Annotated in this window: 10 protein-coding genes and 2 riboswitches; all 10 genes read right to left on the reverse strand. The window is 47.3% G+C overall.

Going from position 1 to position 17,102, the window contains the following annotated elements; genetic code table 11:
* Nucleotides 1-43: 43 nt before the first annotated feature.
* Nucleotides 44-373 carry a hypothetical protein gene (locus HMPREF0083_RS07955; RefSeq protein ID WP_021620692.1) on the reverse strand — a complete coding sequence of 110 codons (330 nt, stop codon included), beginning with the start codon at nucleotides 371-373 and terminating at the stop codon, nucleotides 44-46.
* A gap of 153 nt (nucleotides 374-526) precedes the next feature.
* Nucleotides 527-655, reverse strand: a riboswitch (cobalamin riboswitch).
* Nucleotides 656-727: 72 nt separating this feature from the next.
* The gene (locus HMPREF0083_RS07960) at nucleotides 728-1,198 is read right to left on the reverse strand and encodes an acyl-CoA thioesterase (RefSeq protein ID WP_021620693.1); all 471 of its coding nucleotides are present in this window, start codon (nucleotides 1,196-1,198) and stop codon (nucleotides 728-730) included.
* 23 nt (nucleotides 1,199-1,221) lie between these two features.
* A complete protein-coding gene (gene metE / locus HMPREF0083_RS07965; RefSeq protein ID WP_021620694.1) occupies nucleotides 1,222-3,513 on the reverse strand; it encodes a 5-methyltetrahydropteroyltriglutamate--homocysteine S-methyltransferase in 2,292 nt (763 codons plus the stop codon).
* A 182-nt stretch (nucleotides 3,514-3,695) separates the two neighbouring features.
* A riboswitch (cobalamin riboswitch) is annotated at nucleotides 3,696-3,894 on the reverse strand.
* Between the two features lie 145 nt (nucleotides 3,895-4,039).
* Nucleotides 4,040-5,698 (reverse strand): ABC transporter ATP-binding protein, encoded by a 1,659-nt coding sequence (locus tag HMPREF0083_RS07970; protein WP_051354577.1) that lies wholly within the window; start codon nucleotides 5,696-5,698, stop codon nucleotides 4,040-4,042.
* Nucleotides 5,680-6,558, reverse strand: a complete 879-nt coding sequence (locus tag HMPREF0083_RS07975) for an energy-coupling factor transporter transmembrane component T (RefSeq protein WP_051354578.1) — start codon at nucleotides 6,556-6,558, stop codon at nucleotides 5,680-5,682. The genes HMPREF0083_RS07970 and HMPREF0083_RS07975 overlap by 19 nt, the downstream gene beginning before the upstream one ends.
* Nucleotides 6,555-7,271 carry an ECF transporter S component gene (locus tag HMPREF0083_RS07980; RefSeq protein ID WP_040301982.1) on the reverse strand — a complete coding sequence of 239 codons (717 nt, stop codon included), beginning with the start codon at nucleotides 7,269-7,271 and terminating at the stop codon, nucleotides 6,555-6,557. Before HMPREF0083_RS07980 ends, HMPREF0083_RS07975 begins: the two co-directional genes overlap by 4 nt.
* Nucleotides 7,272-7,337: 66 nt before the next feature.
* Nucleotides 7,338-10,127 (reverse strand): S-layer homology domain-containing protein, encoded by a 2,790-nt coding sequence (locus HMPREF0083_RS07985; protein WP_040301984.1) that lies wholly within the window; start codon nucleotides 10,125-10,127, stop codon nucleotides 7,338-7,340.
* A gap of 21 nt (nucleotides 10,128-10,148) precedes the next feature.
* Nucleotides 10,149-15,260, reverse strand: a complete 5,112-nt coding sequence (locus HMPREF0083_RS26270) for an outer membrane protein assembly factor BamB family protein (protein WP_051354579.1) — start codon at nucleotides 15,258-15,260, stop codon at nucleotides 10,149-10,151.
* 99 nt (nucleotides 15,261-15,359) lie between these two features.
* Nucleotides 15,360-16,094, reverse strand: coding sequence for a DUF4430 domain-containing protein (locus HMPREF0083_RS07995; protein ID WP_021620700.1), 735 nt, complete (start codon nucleotides 16,092-16,094; stop codon nucleotides 15,360-15,362).
* 145 nt (nucleotides 16,095-16,239) lie between these two features.
* Nucleotides 16,240-17,102, reverse strand: an 863-nt coding sequence (locus tag HMPREF0083_RS08000; protein ID WP_021620702.1) for a hypothetical protein, incomplete at its 5' end; no start/stop codon positions are given.

The raw sequence follows: 17,102 nt of genomic DNA on the forward strand, positions 1-17,102 counted from the left end.
TCAAATGCATGCTTCTATACGTTCTATCTTTCGATTTTTACGGCTATGCATTAAATTGGCTGGTCTGACTTACAATCCTGACATCCGAAACATGAAAAGCTTCCTTAATCGGCTGCAGAAATCTGCCTTCAATGATCGTTTTGTGCATCGCGTGGCTAGTAATAACCAGCAGCTTATCCCCATGTTTTCGTAAGCTAATCAAACAATTAATGTACTTTTCATAGTCATGTTCCTGTATTTTCGTTTTTAAATTCATCAAACTGTCCACAAGCTCTGAATGATGAAAAACCATCCTCTCTTCTAATGTCGTAAATGTAACAGCCGTGACATGACTTGCTTTTGGCGAAAAAAATTCGTTCTTTTCCGCTGCCATCTTGTGCTCCCTCCTCCATATACGCTAAAAATAGGCATAAAAAAAACCGTTTAGCATGTAAACGGGGATGGAAAGAGCAAAGACAGCCAGCGAAAATCGACAAATGCATCTTTCGCTCGTATGCCATCACCTCCCCATCAACCGTAGGTACATGCGGTGAACCTAGAGCAGGCGGCGATCTGGCTTGAGGATGCTTCCTCTTACAGTGGCGGGACCGCGCCGGATTTTCACCGGTCTTCCCCTTTCACACTCCGCGGAGTGACCTGCTCTGTCAATTAATTATAAAGATTAATAATATGATTATTCGCCACTTTCTCTCCTAACTCCTGCTTTTATTTCAAAATTAGAAATTCATTATCTTCTCCGGTTTTTCCGCCGTTCATAACGCGCCTGCGCTTCTTTGTACTGCTGTATTTCTTCATCTGTTTCAGGTATTACCTGTGGAACCTTTACTTTATTCCCATTCTCGTCTAGGGCAACAAACGTTAAATGAGCGTGGGAGGCTAGCCTCCGCTCGCCTGTCAATAAGTTCTCTGCCTCTACTTTTGTGTAAACTTCTAACGAGGTCGTGCCTGTCCACGTGACAAAAGCTTCTACAATAATCGCTTCTCCCGTTTTAATAGGGCACAGGAAATTAAAACGATCGGTCGATACGGTAACTACCGGCCTTCTGGCATGCCTCATTGCCGCAATATTAGCCACACGATCAACAACGGCCATCACTTTTCCTCCAAACATTGTATCCAGATGATTCGTGTCGGGAGGAAAAACAATATCGATCATCATCGTATGGGAATCCCGGGCACGTTTCCTATTCCGCTCCATATCTTTTTCTCCTTCGCTATTCTTTATTCGCTTCTTTCTTCTACTAAACTTTCATGTTTGAGAAAACGTCCCCGCACAAGGCATGCTGCCTCTACCATGGATTCAAGCGCGGCTACTACTTCCTCCTTGCTTCTTGTCTTTAGGCCGCAATCCGGGTTAACCCATAATTGCCGAGGAGAGAGAACACGCAGCGCCCGTTCGATCATATGTGCCATCTCCGTTACAGTCGGAATCCGCGGACTATGGATATCGTATACGCCAAGTCCGATCCCTTTATCGTATATGCGGTCTTCAAAAGCCTGAATAAGCTCACCATGGCTGCGCGACGTTTCAATTGAAATGACGTCCGCATCCAGCTGCGAAATCGCATCAATCATATCGTGAAATTCCGAATAACACATGTGTGTATGAATTTGTGTCGTATCTTTGACGTGGGAGGTTGTCAGCAAAAAGCTGCGTACTGCCCAATCAAGATATGCCGTCCAACGCTTCCGCTTGAGTGGAAGCCCTTCCCGCAGTGCCGGTTCATCCACCTGAATTACATCAATTCCCGCCTCTTCAAGCGCGGTCACTTCTCGGCGCAGCGCAGCCGCAATCTGATAGCATACCTGCTCACGTGGTATATCATCGCGCACAAACGACCAGTTAAGAATCGTAACCGGACCGGTCAGCATACCTTTGACCGGTTTATCGGTCAACGTATTCGCAAAAGCGACTTCTTCCACGGTCATCAGCTTTACAAACGCAACATCACCATAGATTAGTGGCGGTTTTACGCAGCGGGAACCGTAGGACTGCACCCAACCATTTTGTGTGAACGCGATTCCGTCCAGCTTTTCACCGAAAAACTCTACCATATCGGTACGTTCAAATTCCCCATGAACGAACACATCAAGCTGAAGTTGTTCCTGAATGCCAATCCACTCTTCTATCTTCCGACGGATGAATGTACGGTATGCTTCTTCCGTCAGCTTACCCTGACGCCAATCCCGACGTGCCTGCCGCACCTCTGATGACTGTGGGAAGCTTCCGATTGTAGTAGTCGGAAGTAGCTGAAATCCAAAATACTCCTGCTGAAGCACAGCACGCTTCACAAACGGTGTGCTACGCATCGGTTCCCTAGAAAGCAATTGTGCCATATCCTGCTGGACATCTGCCCGGTTACGTAACGGAGATTTTGCAAGCTGGCGCCTTGCTTCCAGCGGAGCGATTTGTCCCCCCTTCTGCAAAATCTCTCCCAGCTGCACCACCTCACTCAGCTTTTCTTCCGCAAACGCAAGGCTTTCCTTGATAACCGGATCAAGCGTTTCCTCCTGCGAAACGCGAACCGGTACATGTAATAAGCTGCACGAAGGCTGGATGCTCAATCGGGACGATGTGACATATTGCAGCAGCTCGCTAAGCAGATTGCATTTCTGTTCTTGATCCGCCGCCCAAACATTGCGTCCATCAATAATACCGGCAAATAGCCATTTATCCTGCGGAAAACTCCAGCGAGTCAAGTTCGCGCGATTTGTTTCATATCCATGTACAAAATCAAGCCCAATCCCCTGTACTGGAAGTGACACAACCTGCTCATAATGCTCAATTCCTTCGAAATACGTTTGCAGCAAAAGGTGAAGTTGCGGAGCCGCTTGATGAAGCTGCTCATATACGTCCGTAATGAGTTCCATATCCTCGGCAGGAATGTCCATGACAAGGCATGGTTCATCAAGCTGGACCCAGCGCACACCTTCCGCTTCTAATTCCTGCAATATTCTCGCATATAAAGGAACAAACTGACGCACCCAGTCCGCAAACGAACGATTTCCGTAATGCTTTGACAGCTTAACGAATGTATAAGGACCGACAATAACCGGCTTGCCTTCGATGCCAAGCTCTGTTTTCGCTTCCCGGTACGCTTCAAGTGGACGGTTTCGGACAAGGGTTGGAACGGTGTCAGACAGCTCAGGTACGATATAGTGATAATTCGTATTGAACCATTTGGTCATCTCGCACGCGACTGCTTCCTCGGTTCCACGCGCCATGGCGAAGTATATCTCTTCTTCCTTTCCAGCGGTACGAAAACGAGAGGGAACAATATCAAACATCTGCGCCATATCAAGCATATGGTCATAGTACGTAAAGTCGGACACCGGAATCAGGTCAATGCCGCTATTCTGCTGCATCTTCAAATTGGACAGACGAATGCGCTTCATTTCAGCATGCAGTACATTTAGATTAATGCGTCCTTCCCAGTACGCTTCCAGCGCCTTTTTCCACTCCCGCTCGGCACCGATGCGCGGATATCCAAGATTGCTGTTCATTATTTTCATCAATTATTTCTCCTCTCACTATTTTTCTAGCTATTTTTCCGAATACAAAAAACGCCTTTCCCATCAAGAAAGGCGCCTGTTCCACTCATTTCGAAACGATAGAAATCCGCTCAACACAAAGAAACCGGATATCATTTTCCGAATCACGCAGTGTAACACCTCCCTATCTCCCGTAGGTCAAATCAGTGCTGTTGAAACAGGCAGGTCTCCTGGCTTATGCGTCATCGCTTCTCTTCGTCTTCCCATCTCCCTGCCGAGACAGTGACATATAAAAGAGTTGCTCTGCATTTACAGTGGCGGGACCGCGCCGGGCTTTCACCGGACTTCCCTTTTAAGCCGATAAACAATCCGCTTACCGACACCTGTTTCCATCATATTTAATTATAATAAAACTTATTGAAATACTAACAGATTTACTATAACAGCGTCAATCATTATCATATGCTTTCATGATATACTCGCTGATTATTTCCTATGCTACAGATAGGGTATGCTGGATAAAACATCTATAAAGTCAAATCGGGAATTACTTTATTGACCAGTAAGCATATATATCTTTTATTGTCACAGCATCCGGTACATGCTGACGAACAATCCGGTTCACAGCTGTCGTATAGAAAAGCTGGCCAGTAAAAAATACACGTGAAGGTGCTATCGCGGCTACACCACCATCAAATAGCATGGCACAGCGCGTAGCCGATTGAGCGGCAAACTCCGTATCGTGTGTCACCAAAATAACCGTCATTCCTTCCTCCCGTGCGGTTCGTATAATTTGAATGACGTCTTGCTTTGCTTTTGGATCAATCCCCTTCGTAGGCTCGTCAAGCAGCAATAGCTTTGGGCGGGCAAGTAAAGCACAAGCAAGCGCAATTTTTTGCTGTTGTCCACCGCTACAATCATACGGGTGCATGCCCTTTACTTCCCTCAGCCCAAATCGCACCATCATTTCTTCGACAAGCGAACCATCGACAGCAGCATGGCACAACTCCTGCTCTACTGTGTCATAAATAAAATATGAGAACAGATTTTGCGGGACGTATCCAATCAGTCCCTGCCTTTCTTTCATGGAAAGAGATGTCCGCTGCTGTCCCTGCCATTTTATAGTTCCTCGCTGCGGTATAACCAACCCGGCTATGCATTGCAAAAATGTAGACTTTCCAGCACCGTTTCCGCCCATGATCACAAGGCACTCCCCTTGGTATACTGTAATAGATAAGCGATGCAAAACATCCGGCGCGTCCTTTCCATAACGAAAACTAATGTTTTCGCACCATATGAGCGGCTCGCCTGCTTCTTCCGATCTGATCGGCACTTTGTTTTTTTCTGGAAGAGCAGGTGCAGGAAGAGCAGCAAACCATTTTTTCCCTTCTTGTACGGTAAGCGGGATACTCTCTGTACTTATATCATCCACTTGATATGGACATGCCAAATACAATTGAGTTGCAGACGGCAAATAGGGAAGAAATGATTTATCCTCTTTTGCTTTCATCTTGCAAATACTATCACGTACTGGACCATCATATATAACGCTACCACAATCCATTATCATGAGGCGTGTCGCACACGGAAGCAACTCCTCCAATCGATGCTCGCTCACAATGATTGTGATTCCTAATTCCTGATGAATGTGTTGCAAAAGCTGGACGAAAGCTCGTACTGTCACCGGATCAAGCTGGGCAAACGGTTCATCAAGCAATAATACCCGCGGATGCAGCAACATAACAGACGCAAGATTAAGCCACTGCTTCTGTCCCCCCGATAATTGTCGGACAGGCTGGTATAGCCATGTTTCCATTCCGAAAAAAGGAACAATGTCCGCCACACGCCTATGCATGTCTTCAGGGTGAATCCCTATATTTTCCATAGCAAACACAAGCTCATGCCAAACCGTATCCATCACAATTTGACTTTCTGGATTCTGCAGTACTATTCCTACCTCCTGTGCCATCCTGGCATCGGGCTGTTCATCCAATGCAACACCATCATACGTAATAGTGCCTTGTCGCCTCCCTGCGGGTAGCAGTTGCTTTTTCATATGACGTAACAATGTGCTTTTTCCAGAACCGGACGGCCCGCCCAAAACAATAAACTCCCCTTCCTCTACAACCGCAGATACCCCAAGCAGTGCTGGCCGTTCAGCATCCGGGTATACAAACGAAACATCGTTTATTTCCAGCAATGCCATTGCCATCTCTCCTTCAATTCAATTACAAGCGGGATACACAAAAAAAGAACAAGCAACACTATGGAGCCCCATTCCGCTATTGTCCATCCCACTCGAATCATCCTTTCATATGCTGTTTGTCCATGGCCGCCTATAAGCCAGCACCATGCTCCGCCCCCTCCTGTCACTATCATATAGACAAGCACTAGCCAATCCTGTCTGGTCATGCTCCAGGATATATATGTGCTTCGCTTGGTAACTCCATATCCTCTCGCTTTCATCGAATCCGCCGTTTCCAGCGCTTCCTGCAACGACCATGAGAACAGCGCATGCAGCAATTGCGCTCCGGCTTTTGCCCGTTTGACCATCGAACCGTCATACACATCCAGTCCACGTAACTTCTGGATAAGAACAAGCTGATGTAACCTCTCTTTTAACAACGGAACGAAGCGAAGCGAGATCATCGTTACAAGTGCGACCTGTGGTAACAGTGGAGCTGCCATACAAAGAAAACGCTCGGCTGTCATGGTTTGATTATAGGAAAGAAACCATACGAAAAGGACAATCAATGCCAAACTCATAGTTATCCCATATGTGATGGCCTCTAGCATAATCGGCTTGCCCCCAATAGCAAACAGAGGCGTACTTCCCACATTGAAAAATACGGAATGGACAACAATGACAATGCCACTGGGCAACAGGCAAAAACGTAATGTTCCCCTGATGCTTCCGCCTTGTCCCTGTAACGCCGCCAGCCACACACCGCTTATAAATGCGATGAAAAGAATGACAGGATGGAATGCTAGCATAAGCAGAGCAAACAATAACAAGTAATATAAAAAACAGACCGTTGGGTGGACGGTGGAAAAACCGCGGCTCATCCACCAGCCACTCCCCTTTCTTCCAAGCTATTATCAAAAAACAAACCGTATTTACGCTTGTATCGTTCCGCAATCGCCAACCAACTTGTACTGAAAAAAGCAAGAAAAAACAAGTTGGACAAAGCATGCAGCATGTCCATCGAAAAACTTGTTACACATGCCATCACATACCCTTTCCAGCTCACTTCCAAAAAACCAAGCACAAACCACGTATTCAATATCCACCCATATAGCAAGCCCCAGCAAAAACCAAATATCATTTTTCCCGGCTTGCTTTTCATCCAGCGAGATTGACGCCACCATCCTGCCGTTAATCCAACCATTCCCCAGGCGAACATTTGCCATAGTGTATATGGTCCCTGTCCCAAAAACATATTCGAAACAAGTGCGGCAAGCGCGCCTGTCATAAACCCTGCTTCCGCTCCAAATGCTAAACCAGACATGATAATAATAAATGTCGTAGCCTGTACGCTGGGCAATGATGCGAAGGCTACCCGCCCCGCCACTGCCAATGCCGCATGAACCGCTATAAGCACAAGTGCATGACTGTTCAACACTTGTCTTTCAAACCGGATAAAGAATGGTATCATGGCAAGCAGAAGAAATATAATACTTAACACAAGGGCATTCGTTTCCGGTCGAACTACCAATACGGATAAAAGTCCCACTCCTCCGAGTATCCCGCCTATTCGTGCAAGTATAAAACGATCCATATATCCCTCTCCTTCTGGACAAAACATGCGGCAGGTGCCGATGGACCCGCCGCATATCACAAGCTCTTATTTACCGATTAGCAATCGCTCAAGGCCATATAGCATAACAGCCGCTTCTGCCCGCTTAACTTGCCGCTTCGGTGCAAATGTCTGATCTCCCATGCCCGTTATGATTCCTTGCTGTACCGCAAAAGCTATATCCTGTCTGGCCCATTCAGAAATAGCCTGCTTATCTTTAAACGATAATTCTATTGGCTGTTGAGGTCCTATTCCTTTCTTTTGCTTTAACAGCCGCGAAACGACTGCCGCTGCTTCCTCACGGCTTATCACTTGCTCCGGTCCGAAGCGATCCACACTAATCCCTGTCATAATCCCTGCATGATATACAACCGAAATATCTTTGGCATACCATTTGTCAGCTGTTACATCGCGGAATGGGATCAGCTTTTTCTCTGTTGCTGGCTGTTCGTATGCCCTGGCTAATAGTGCAGCAAATTCTGCTCGTGTAATGGATTTTCCTGGGGAGAATGTCATTTCACTCGTTCCGCTGATAATCCCTTTTTGCTTCAAAGCATAAATCGCCTCTTTTGCCCATTCAAAACCGGCTAGATCCGTATATGCGCCCGTCTGCCCTGTCAATACTAGCACTGGCCCTGGCGCAGATAGCGTTGTTACAAGCATTTTCTCATCTTTGTTGTACGTAGTAGGTACGCTTACACGCTCGTTTTTTATGCTTGTATATACAGCCGGCAGCGCTGCACCCTCCGGCAATTCATACGGAATGGCAAACATAATCGGCTGTTGCGGCACAACCGTTGCCCCTGTAACAGTAGCATCAATCAAGAACATAGAATGGACGCTTTCTGATGCGGATACGAAACCGGCAGGATAATCTGCTGCATCTACCTTGTCCAGTTGAAGCGTCAGCACCTTTCCTTGCTCGATTACACCGGCAAATGCGGCAGGCTGAAGCGTAAACTGTGCCGCCTGCGTACGAATGTTGATGCTATTTACAAGCCTGTCTAGTATCTCCTTGTCTATTTGAATGCGTACCTTATCCGACTTTCCTGGCGGAATGAGAAGCGTCAACGGCTTGTCCAATAAATAGGTAGCGTTCAGCTTGCTTGTCGCTATGCCCTGCTTTATCGCCTTCTGCTTCTGCTGTACACGCTCTATTTCTTTGATGATAGTATCATCAATGATGACAAGCAATTTTGTCCCATCATCCTGTATATGCTCTTTTTTAACAGCAATCTCCATGCTTTTACTCAGCAGGCGCTCAATGACCGGTCGTATCTTTTTCTCATCTATTTTTCCGTGCAGCTTGTCCACCGCCTTGATAAGGCGTACGAATGCTTCAGCGTTCTCCCCTGCCTCATCCGCTTTTGATATTGTTGTCACATACCCGTTAAGCAGGATGATAGCAACTGCCTCTATCTCTTTTTTAGCTGCTTCGCTTAGCGGTTTGTCAACAAGCTCTCCGGCCAATTCAAGCAAGCGCAGGTTACACTCTGCTAATGCGGTGAAAGAGGCCGGCATGCTAGCCTTTGCCGCCGCTTTGTCAATCCATCCCGCAATTGTCTGCATGTTTTTTATGGCCTCTGTTATTTGCGTATCGTTCTCCCGCTTGGCCTCTACCGCTTGATCAACAGCCTGTCTAATGAGTGCAACCATATCCTCCTCTTTATTTGCCGCAGCCAGTAATTCTTCGAATTGTTTTTTCAGCTCTTCGATAGATATAGGGGCCGCCGCTTCGCCATTTACCTCAATTTTAATCGGATTCGGACGTATAAGATCCCGGATATCCTGCTTGAAACGTTCAGCGCTAATGGTGTAGGAGCCCGGACGGTCAAACGTTAGCTTTGCTTTTCCCTGCTCATCTGTACTTACTTTACGTCCGCTATTCTTTGCCTCCTGTCCGTTCACATAAATAACCGCATTTTTGACCGGACCCTTATCCGGACTTGTAAGGGTCACTTCTATCTCTTCTTTTGGTTTAACGGATGTTTTGTTGGCTGCGATTTTGGAATACATATTGTCATATCCGTATGCCGCAAAATACCACACCATGTCATCCCCGTCTTTCAATACATAGCCCTGCCCTCCGATGGAAGGTAATTCATCATTCACACGGTACATCCAGCCTGAGGTGCTACGGTGGTCAAATTCCCGTTCGCCGCCAATCATTGCTACATACAGACCCCAACCATAATCCTGTATATCGGCGCCGCTTTGATGATCTTTCGGGTTGATTCCCGCCTGTTCAAGCCCACGGATAATACCATGCATTGCGGTGACATTAGGCAGCTTATCCGGTCCCCAGCCATCGGATGGTGTAGCGGAGCTTCCTGAGGCCCGACCAAGATATGGCGTCAAATCGAAATTATCCACAGTAATCGCGGTGCGTGGCAAGATGGTTTGGTTATATCCTTCAATACGCAAATAAATGGTTTTGCTTTTATCCGTACCCGGCTTGGGTGTTTCCGGGTTACCTGAGTTGCCCGTTCCGCCTCCTTCTCCCTGCTTCTTAGTGGAAATGGCGAAAGTTTTCGTTTCCCCCTCAACATTCACCTTGCCCGTGTATGCTTTTTCCGGGTCCAACTGAAAGGAAAACTCATATTCTCCCTGATCGTTTGTCATCCCCTGATTAATGTAGCGGGTCTCATTTCCTTCTTTAACGAGCAATGCTACAGGAGCTTTCTTATGATCAGATGTACCTGTTACCGATATACTGCCATCCGGCTTGCCCTGCGGCGTTACATTCACCGCAGCAAAAACGGAAGACATTGATACGAACAAGCATAATACAATTGCCATCATCTGTACGATGCGCCGTACACTACTTCTTACCCTCATTTGTTTTTCACCTATCCTTCTCTACGGTGCCACCGACAATGTCTGCGGTTGCTCAAGCAAAATGTTCATATTCTCCGGATTGTCCCACACAAATGCTTTTACCTGTAAATGATCTGCTGACGGAACGAAAATGCTTGCAGCACTCTCTTTCTTTTCGTTTTTCGCCAACGTTTCCGTAACAAGCTTATAGCTCTCCATTTTTCCTGTTTTCTGATTGTATACGCCGATTAGCAACGTGACATCCTGTTCTTTGGATTGCTTGTTGTGTACGTTTATTTTTACAGGTTGTTCCTTCCCTTTCTCCAGCGGTTGTGTTGTCAGAAGAATTACTTCAATATCGTTTCGGTTAGGAACAGGATCCTTCTCAACTTGAAGCGTATAGCCCGGTAAATTGACAGACCACAGGTCGCTGTATTTGGATTTGCCGTTATATAAATCACCAAGCGCAAGCAATGCCTGCTCGGTCGTCATGCCATTCGGGGATTTTTTGCCAGGCTCTGTCGAATGGCTAAAGCTACCATTATCAAGCTGCGCTTCCAAAAGCGATGTTAAAAGACTGCCGCGCTCTTTCTTCCATTCCGGTGCCAGCGGATCAAGACCGCAGGCGATCAAGCCCTGAATCACCCAGGCACTTGATTCGGGATTCGGATAATTCTCAATGCCCCATCCGCTAAAACCGCCATGTGCCTTTTGTTGCGATTTCAGCCAGGCAACTGCTTTGTCAATCGCCGCCTGTACGCCCGGCATGTCACGGTGCGGTCCAAGTGCAGTGAGCGCCATACCTGTGCTGTCAATATCACCGCTTGTCCACTCACCTACATCGCCTGTCCAGCTAAAACTGCCATTCGCTCCCTGCATCGCCAGCAAACGCTGTACAGCTTTTTGCGCATTATATCCTTCCGCCGCTGTCGCTTTCGCTGCATCGAGGGCGATAATCCCGAATATTTGCGTATTTCCCTGGCTGGCATCTTGTTTGCCCGCTCCCCATCGAGGCGAGAAATTGCCTGATGGATACAAGGTGTCCGTCAACTTTGCTACAAGATTCGTTCCATTAAAATCACGCGGATTGTACCCTGCTCCAAGCACCCCAAGAATAGTACGCTCCAAATCCGTCGTCGGGTAACTGTTGCCTACATTGTAGCCCCATTTGTCATCCGCAATCGCAGATGCCCGCCAGTAGGCATAGCCTTTGCCATCTACAAGCCATTTGCGCGCCTGCATATGCTGTCCGGCTGTTCCAAGCGCAAGCGCCTCCCAATCATTGAACTTGCCTTTCCGGGTAAGCAATTCTTTTTCATATGCGGTAATCGTACGGGTCAGCGCAGACTGGATTCGCTGCCTGTCCGAAGCGATGGCAGGAACAGTAACGACAACCGGTGCTCCCGTACCTGCTATGTAGCTGCTGCCTTCCCGACTTCGTTTCACTGCTGCTGTAACCCCGTACTCTCCAGCCGCCAAATCAGCTACAGCGACCCTGTATTGGGTAGTATCGCCGAGCGCAAACTCTTTCGCTATAGAAGAAGAGCCGCTTTTGGGTGTAAATGTCAGCTTAAGCGTAAGCCCTTTCTCTACTACTGTTCCTTCAACATTCACCATACCTGTAATGCTGTCATACACTGCTTTCGTAATGCTTGGAGGGGCAGGGTTGCCTGATACAATATCAATTTTTGCCGCAGGGGAGGCAACACCATCATAGGATGCATACAAATACATCACTTGTCCCGTAGCTGGCGCACGAAAGGAAACCGCACTGTCCGTTCCGGTGATAGGAATTTTTTCTACTCCGGTAGATGGTGTCAGATCAGAAATATACTTGTAGGTTCCTTCCGCAGTGCTAACGGATCTGGCATTCTCTTTATTAAGCGGTGCATCAAGCGTATAGAACCATGTCACGCCTGTTGTTACGTCTTCTCCATGACGCCCTTTAATAATTGCACTCGCCTTGATCGTTTCACCTGATTCGTATGCATTTTTGTCTGTTACTAGCCCTTTGTTTTTAAATAACGGTACATTAGGTACATAGCGTATCTCAACAGATGCCTCTGCTCCACCATATAGGGCATATACACTGCCTAGCTTATTCCCGTCCAAAATGTTAGGCAGCATGATGCTCATCTCAGTACTGTTTCCATCAACACGATAAACGGTGCCATCAACACTGTAATACCATGTAATGCCACTCGCTACGGGCTGGCCGTTTTCCATTGCTTTTGCCTTCACACGCAGCTCTGTATCGCCATACGCATAATAAAAAGTACCTTGCTTCGGCTTGTTTACGTCTGTAATGTCAATGCTAACGGTACGGCCTCCGCCATCAATGCAATACAGACCGTTCGCAGTCAAAATATACAGACATCCGCCGTTGCCAAGCATAAGCTCCGTGTTCATACCGAAGCGATCCTTTGCCGGAACATTGTATGACCACTTCCGGGTTCCATCCGGCATAAGTGCAATAACTTCACCTAAATAATTGCTATCAGTCCCTACATATACAACACCATTCCAGTCAATGACTAGATTTCTTGCCACATTTGATGTTGCACTCGTTTTGTACGACCACTTGCGGCTACCATCGGCTGCATTGTACGCCAGCACGTTATATTCACCTGTTGCTATATAAAGCGTATTATCGTTCGCCACTGCTGCACTTCTGACCTGATACGCTTCGCTAACAGGCAAAGGCTGGGACCATACCGCTTCCGGCCTGCTGCCATTATCTTTAAGCCGATACAGCCCGAATCCGTCCTTCTTTCCGGTAATCACATACAGCGCACCATTCGCTCCAACGATCGGGCCTGCTCCTTCCTTGGGCGCAGCATTATCAAAAATACTGGATTCCTGCCATTTTACTTTACCGTCGGCGGTAAGTGCGATTAAGCGATAATCTTGAACACCATAACTGTAGTCACTGCCTGAAGGAGTCCATGTTTCCTTCCACGTTAATAAATAAATCGAGCCATCCGCTCCAATCACAGGACTGGCCGGGGCTGAATATCCTGTAGGCAATGCATAATGCCAGCGCTCTTGCAAATTAAAATCAAGCGCAACCACCTCATAACGGCCCGCATGAAGCACAGCCCCGTCATCGGACAACTTATTTGGCTGCAGGCAATTCAGTACATAAATGCCGTGCTCATCCGCTTTCAGCACGTAGGAATAATAGTTGTTCGGATTAAGCTTTATGTTATTTGCTGTTCGATAATTTTGAAAAAGAAAGTACTCGTTCGTACTTTCAATGACTTCACCGCTTGCTGTGTCTATCCGCCGTATTTTTTGCTTACCCGAATCAGCAGGCACCACACCATAAAAAAATGAATCCTTACTGACAGGGGAAAGCAACGATGTATATTTATTGTTCTCTTCTACCGTTCCATCGTTGGGATTTGTCAAAAGCCCGGTATATGCGCCCTGCTCAGTAGTAACCGCATGCCAAATACGCCCATCCGGCAACAAAACTGGAGCCACCTGTTTATCGTAACCACCTTTAAGTGCTGTATAATTTCTTAAAAAATAAGGCTCGCTCCATTTCAAACCGGGCGCGCTGGCAGGGCCGGCCGTATTCCCCTGATAATTGCTGCCCGGATTTTGTCCGGCTTGCGACCACGCAGACGATCCGGCTGACTCCGTATTTACCTGTACGGTTATCAGCGCCGTCACGTTTGGAGGCGTGGCAGTGTCTTCGGCGATTACATATGCGTTGTACGCTATATTTTCTACCAAACCGTTAAGCGGAAGCTGCACTTCCGCTCCGGCAGCAAAACCTCTACTCCCGGCAATGGCTGCCGCTTGGCCTGTGCTGTCCTGACCGGCCTTCACCTGCACCGCTGTCGGGGCTGGTTCCGTTTGTGGCAGCACAACATAATATGCCTTGCCTGCCCAGTCTGTTTTGACAAACAACTGTACCGTATCGGCTGTCGTGTGCCCTATCTTTGGATAGCCGACAGCAAAGGCAAACGCAGCTCCGTCAGTCGAGGAGGTTGTAAAGCCAACCTGTTGCACCGCTGTTGTGTTGGGGGGTGTAGCGATATCTTCAGCAACTACATATACGTTATACGCTGTATTCTTCTTCAATCCGCTAAGCGGAAGCTGCGCTTCCGCTCCGGCAGTAAAACCTCCACTCCCAGCAATGGCTGCCGCTTGGCCTGTACTGTCCTGACCGGCCTTCACCTGCACCGCCGTCGGAGCAGTCTCACCTTGTGGAAGTACAACGTAATACGCCTTGCCTATTTTATCCGTTTTAACCGCTAGTGAAGCTGTGCTTGCTGTGATATTGTCTACCTTTGGATAACCATTTGCCAGCGTAGGCGGTGTGGTATCCGGTGCAGCATCATCGGCAATTTCAAACGTATCGTACTTGGTATTTCGAAACTGTACCCGGTACGTTTCTCGCCTGTTTTTGAGGGCATCCGGAATCGGAACTGTAAACGTCGCTTCGCAATACTGTCCGTCTGGCATTAATACTAATGTTCCGGAACCTTGCGTCTCACCTGCTGGGATGTTTTTGTTGTTATCATCCTTTAGCGCCCCGCCTGTTGCATTTCTCAAATTTGCTGTAATTGTGCGTCCGGCGCCCTGAGGAGCGGTTTTAACCGTAACCGTCACACCGCTCGTACCGACAGGAAACTTTTTCTGCGCTACGTTCACATCGGCTACAAGATCAACCGGGACACGCACGCTGGAAATTCCGCCGGGATCAGTAGGCGTTTTTACTGTCTGCTCCCCTCCTGCGTACTCCGCATATAAATGAATAAAGGCTACTTCTGCATCAAGATTATAGTCCAAATCAGTGGGGATAAATGTAAAAGATGATCCCTCATCAGTTCCAGCCGTCACCTCCGATCCGGTGATCGCTCCCGATGTTGTGCTTTTCTTGTATGTATATTTAATCCCGCTGTTTACTCCTAATGGCTTGCCCTCAGCATCGGTTACGTCTGCCGCAACCTCAATCGGATTGCCATAGCTATACGATTGCTGCGTATTTACTATCGTTGTCGGTTTCGTTATTTTAATGGCGGCAGGAGCTGCTTCCTCTGCTTTCACAGACACGGTATCATACATGCTTCCCAACAGCAGGGCCATAATGACAAAGGTGGACATAAGCCGCTGCAACACTCGTCTATATTTGCTCCTCATATTCTCATCTCCCTTCCATGCAATTCTTTTGCACCCTTGTCTGTGAAAATGAAAAGAAAGCGGGAAGAAACATACCTGTACTCCCCGCTTCTTTCATCATTACGGTATTATCACCGTATGTACTGATGATTTCGTATGCTCAATGGCATAATTAAGCGCGCCGGATGTGAAATATTTATCCTTTACTAAGATCTGCCATGTACCGCTGCTAAGACCGGTAAAAACAGCATCGCCGTTGCTATTGGTCGTAGCTGTACGCTCGACTCCTCCTTGCTTGGCAACAACGGTTGCTCCTTCAAGACCGGTAAATCCAGATAAATCCCAATTGATTACATCGTCGAATTTCTCCGCCTTTACATTGACGGTAAGGGTGCTGCCACTCACCGTGGTGTTGTCTATCTTCGTAAAGTACGTTTCTGCCGGAACTGCATAATACCATGTCACATCATCACCAGCATGCAGCACGGCTCCATTCGGATCATCGGCGGCATAGCTGAGCAGTTCATTGTTCACCCGGTACATCCAGCCTGAATATTCACCCGGATATTTATTTTCCATTGCACCATTAATTGCCGATACATATAAATTGGCGCCGCTACCGCTGTGTACAATCGGAATTCCCCTATCATTGCTAACCTGTTGCAGGGCAGCAAATACAGTCGAGCCTTCCTCCACTGTTACTGTGTTATCGTATACGATCCCGCCTTTATCCGATGTGCTGAGAATTTTATAGCTGACATCAATCGCTGCCGCGAACGCTGACGAAGCGAAGAGCAATACGATGCTGAGTGCCAAAGAAAGGGCGGTCATCGTCTGTTTGAATCGTTTTATCATTTCTTGTTCCTCCTCTTATCCGCTCATTTTTTTCTTGCACGCCAATTGATGATTTATCATTATCTGCTCATTTTCTGCTAATCTCCCCCTTTCCCATTGTCCAGCGCGCTGTACCATCACCCCCTTCTCCTTCTGTTCTGCCCTATCATTCCAATACAAACCTTTGAGGTTCGTTTAATAAAATATTCATATCCTCCAGATTGTCCCAAACAAATGCTTTCACCTCAAAATCACCCGTCATCGGAACAAAAATGGATTGGTTCAATGTTTCTTCTTCCTTTTCCGGCACTGTTTGTGTAACAAACTTGTAATCTTCCAGCTTTTTCGTCTTGGCATTATATATCCCGATAAGCAATGTAACTTGCTGGGGCTTTGCTTGCCTGTTTGTTATCTTTACTTTTACCGGCTGTTCCTCTCCTCTTTTCAACGGTCCGTCTATTATTGGACTCACCTCAACACTTTTATCGCCGGGAATCGGGGGCATCTCGTATATAATCGTGTATACGACCCGCTTTGCGTTGCCTGCCGCATCAACCGCCTCAATACCAATCGTGTTGACACCATGTATAAGCGTTACTTGATAGCGACCGGGTTCATGTGTCACAACTTCCTTTTCATTTAGAGTTACCCTGGGCAGCAGTGTCCCTCCCTGACTGTCTTGAGCCGCTACAGTAAAAGAAAGCGTCTCCTCCTGTACAACTTCCTGATCCGTAAGACCAACAATAGTGATGCGCGGCTTTTTCATATCCGGATTCGTCTGGTGACTGTGAAAACGATACAACGGGCCTTTGTCATTTAAATAATAATCATAGGCAATAAGGGCTTGTAATGATTGCTCTGTTGCCATTCCATTTCCTGTCCCGCCTTTTGTATGGGCAAAGCTTCCGTCATTCTGCTGATAGCTTAAAATGTTCGCAATCACATTGCCGCCGGATTTGCTAAACTGTGGTCCTGCCGCATCCATGCCGTGAGCGCTCAGCGCAATCACTACCTGGGCTGCGCTTTCCA

The organism is Aneurinibacillus aneurinilyticus ATCC 12856 (genome assembly GCF_000466385.1).
Classification (GTDB): Bacteria; Bacillota; Bacilli; order Aneurinibacillales; family Aneurinibacillaceae; genus Aneurinibacillus; species Aneurinibacillus aneurinilyticus.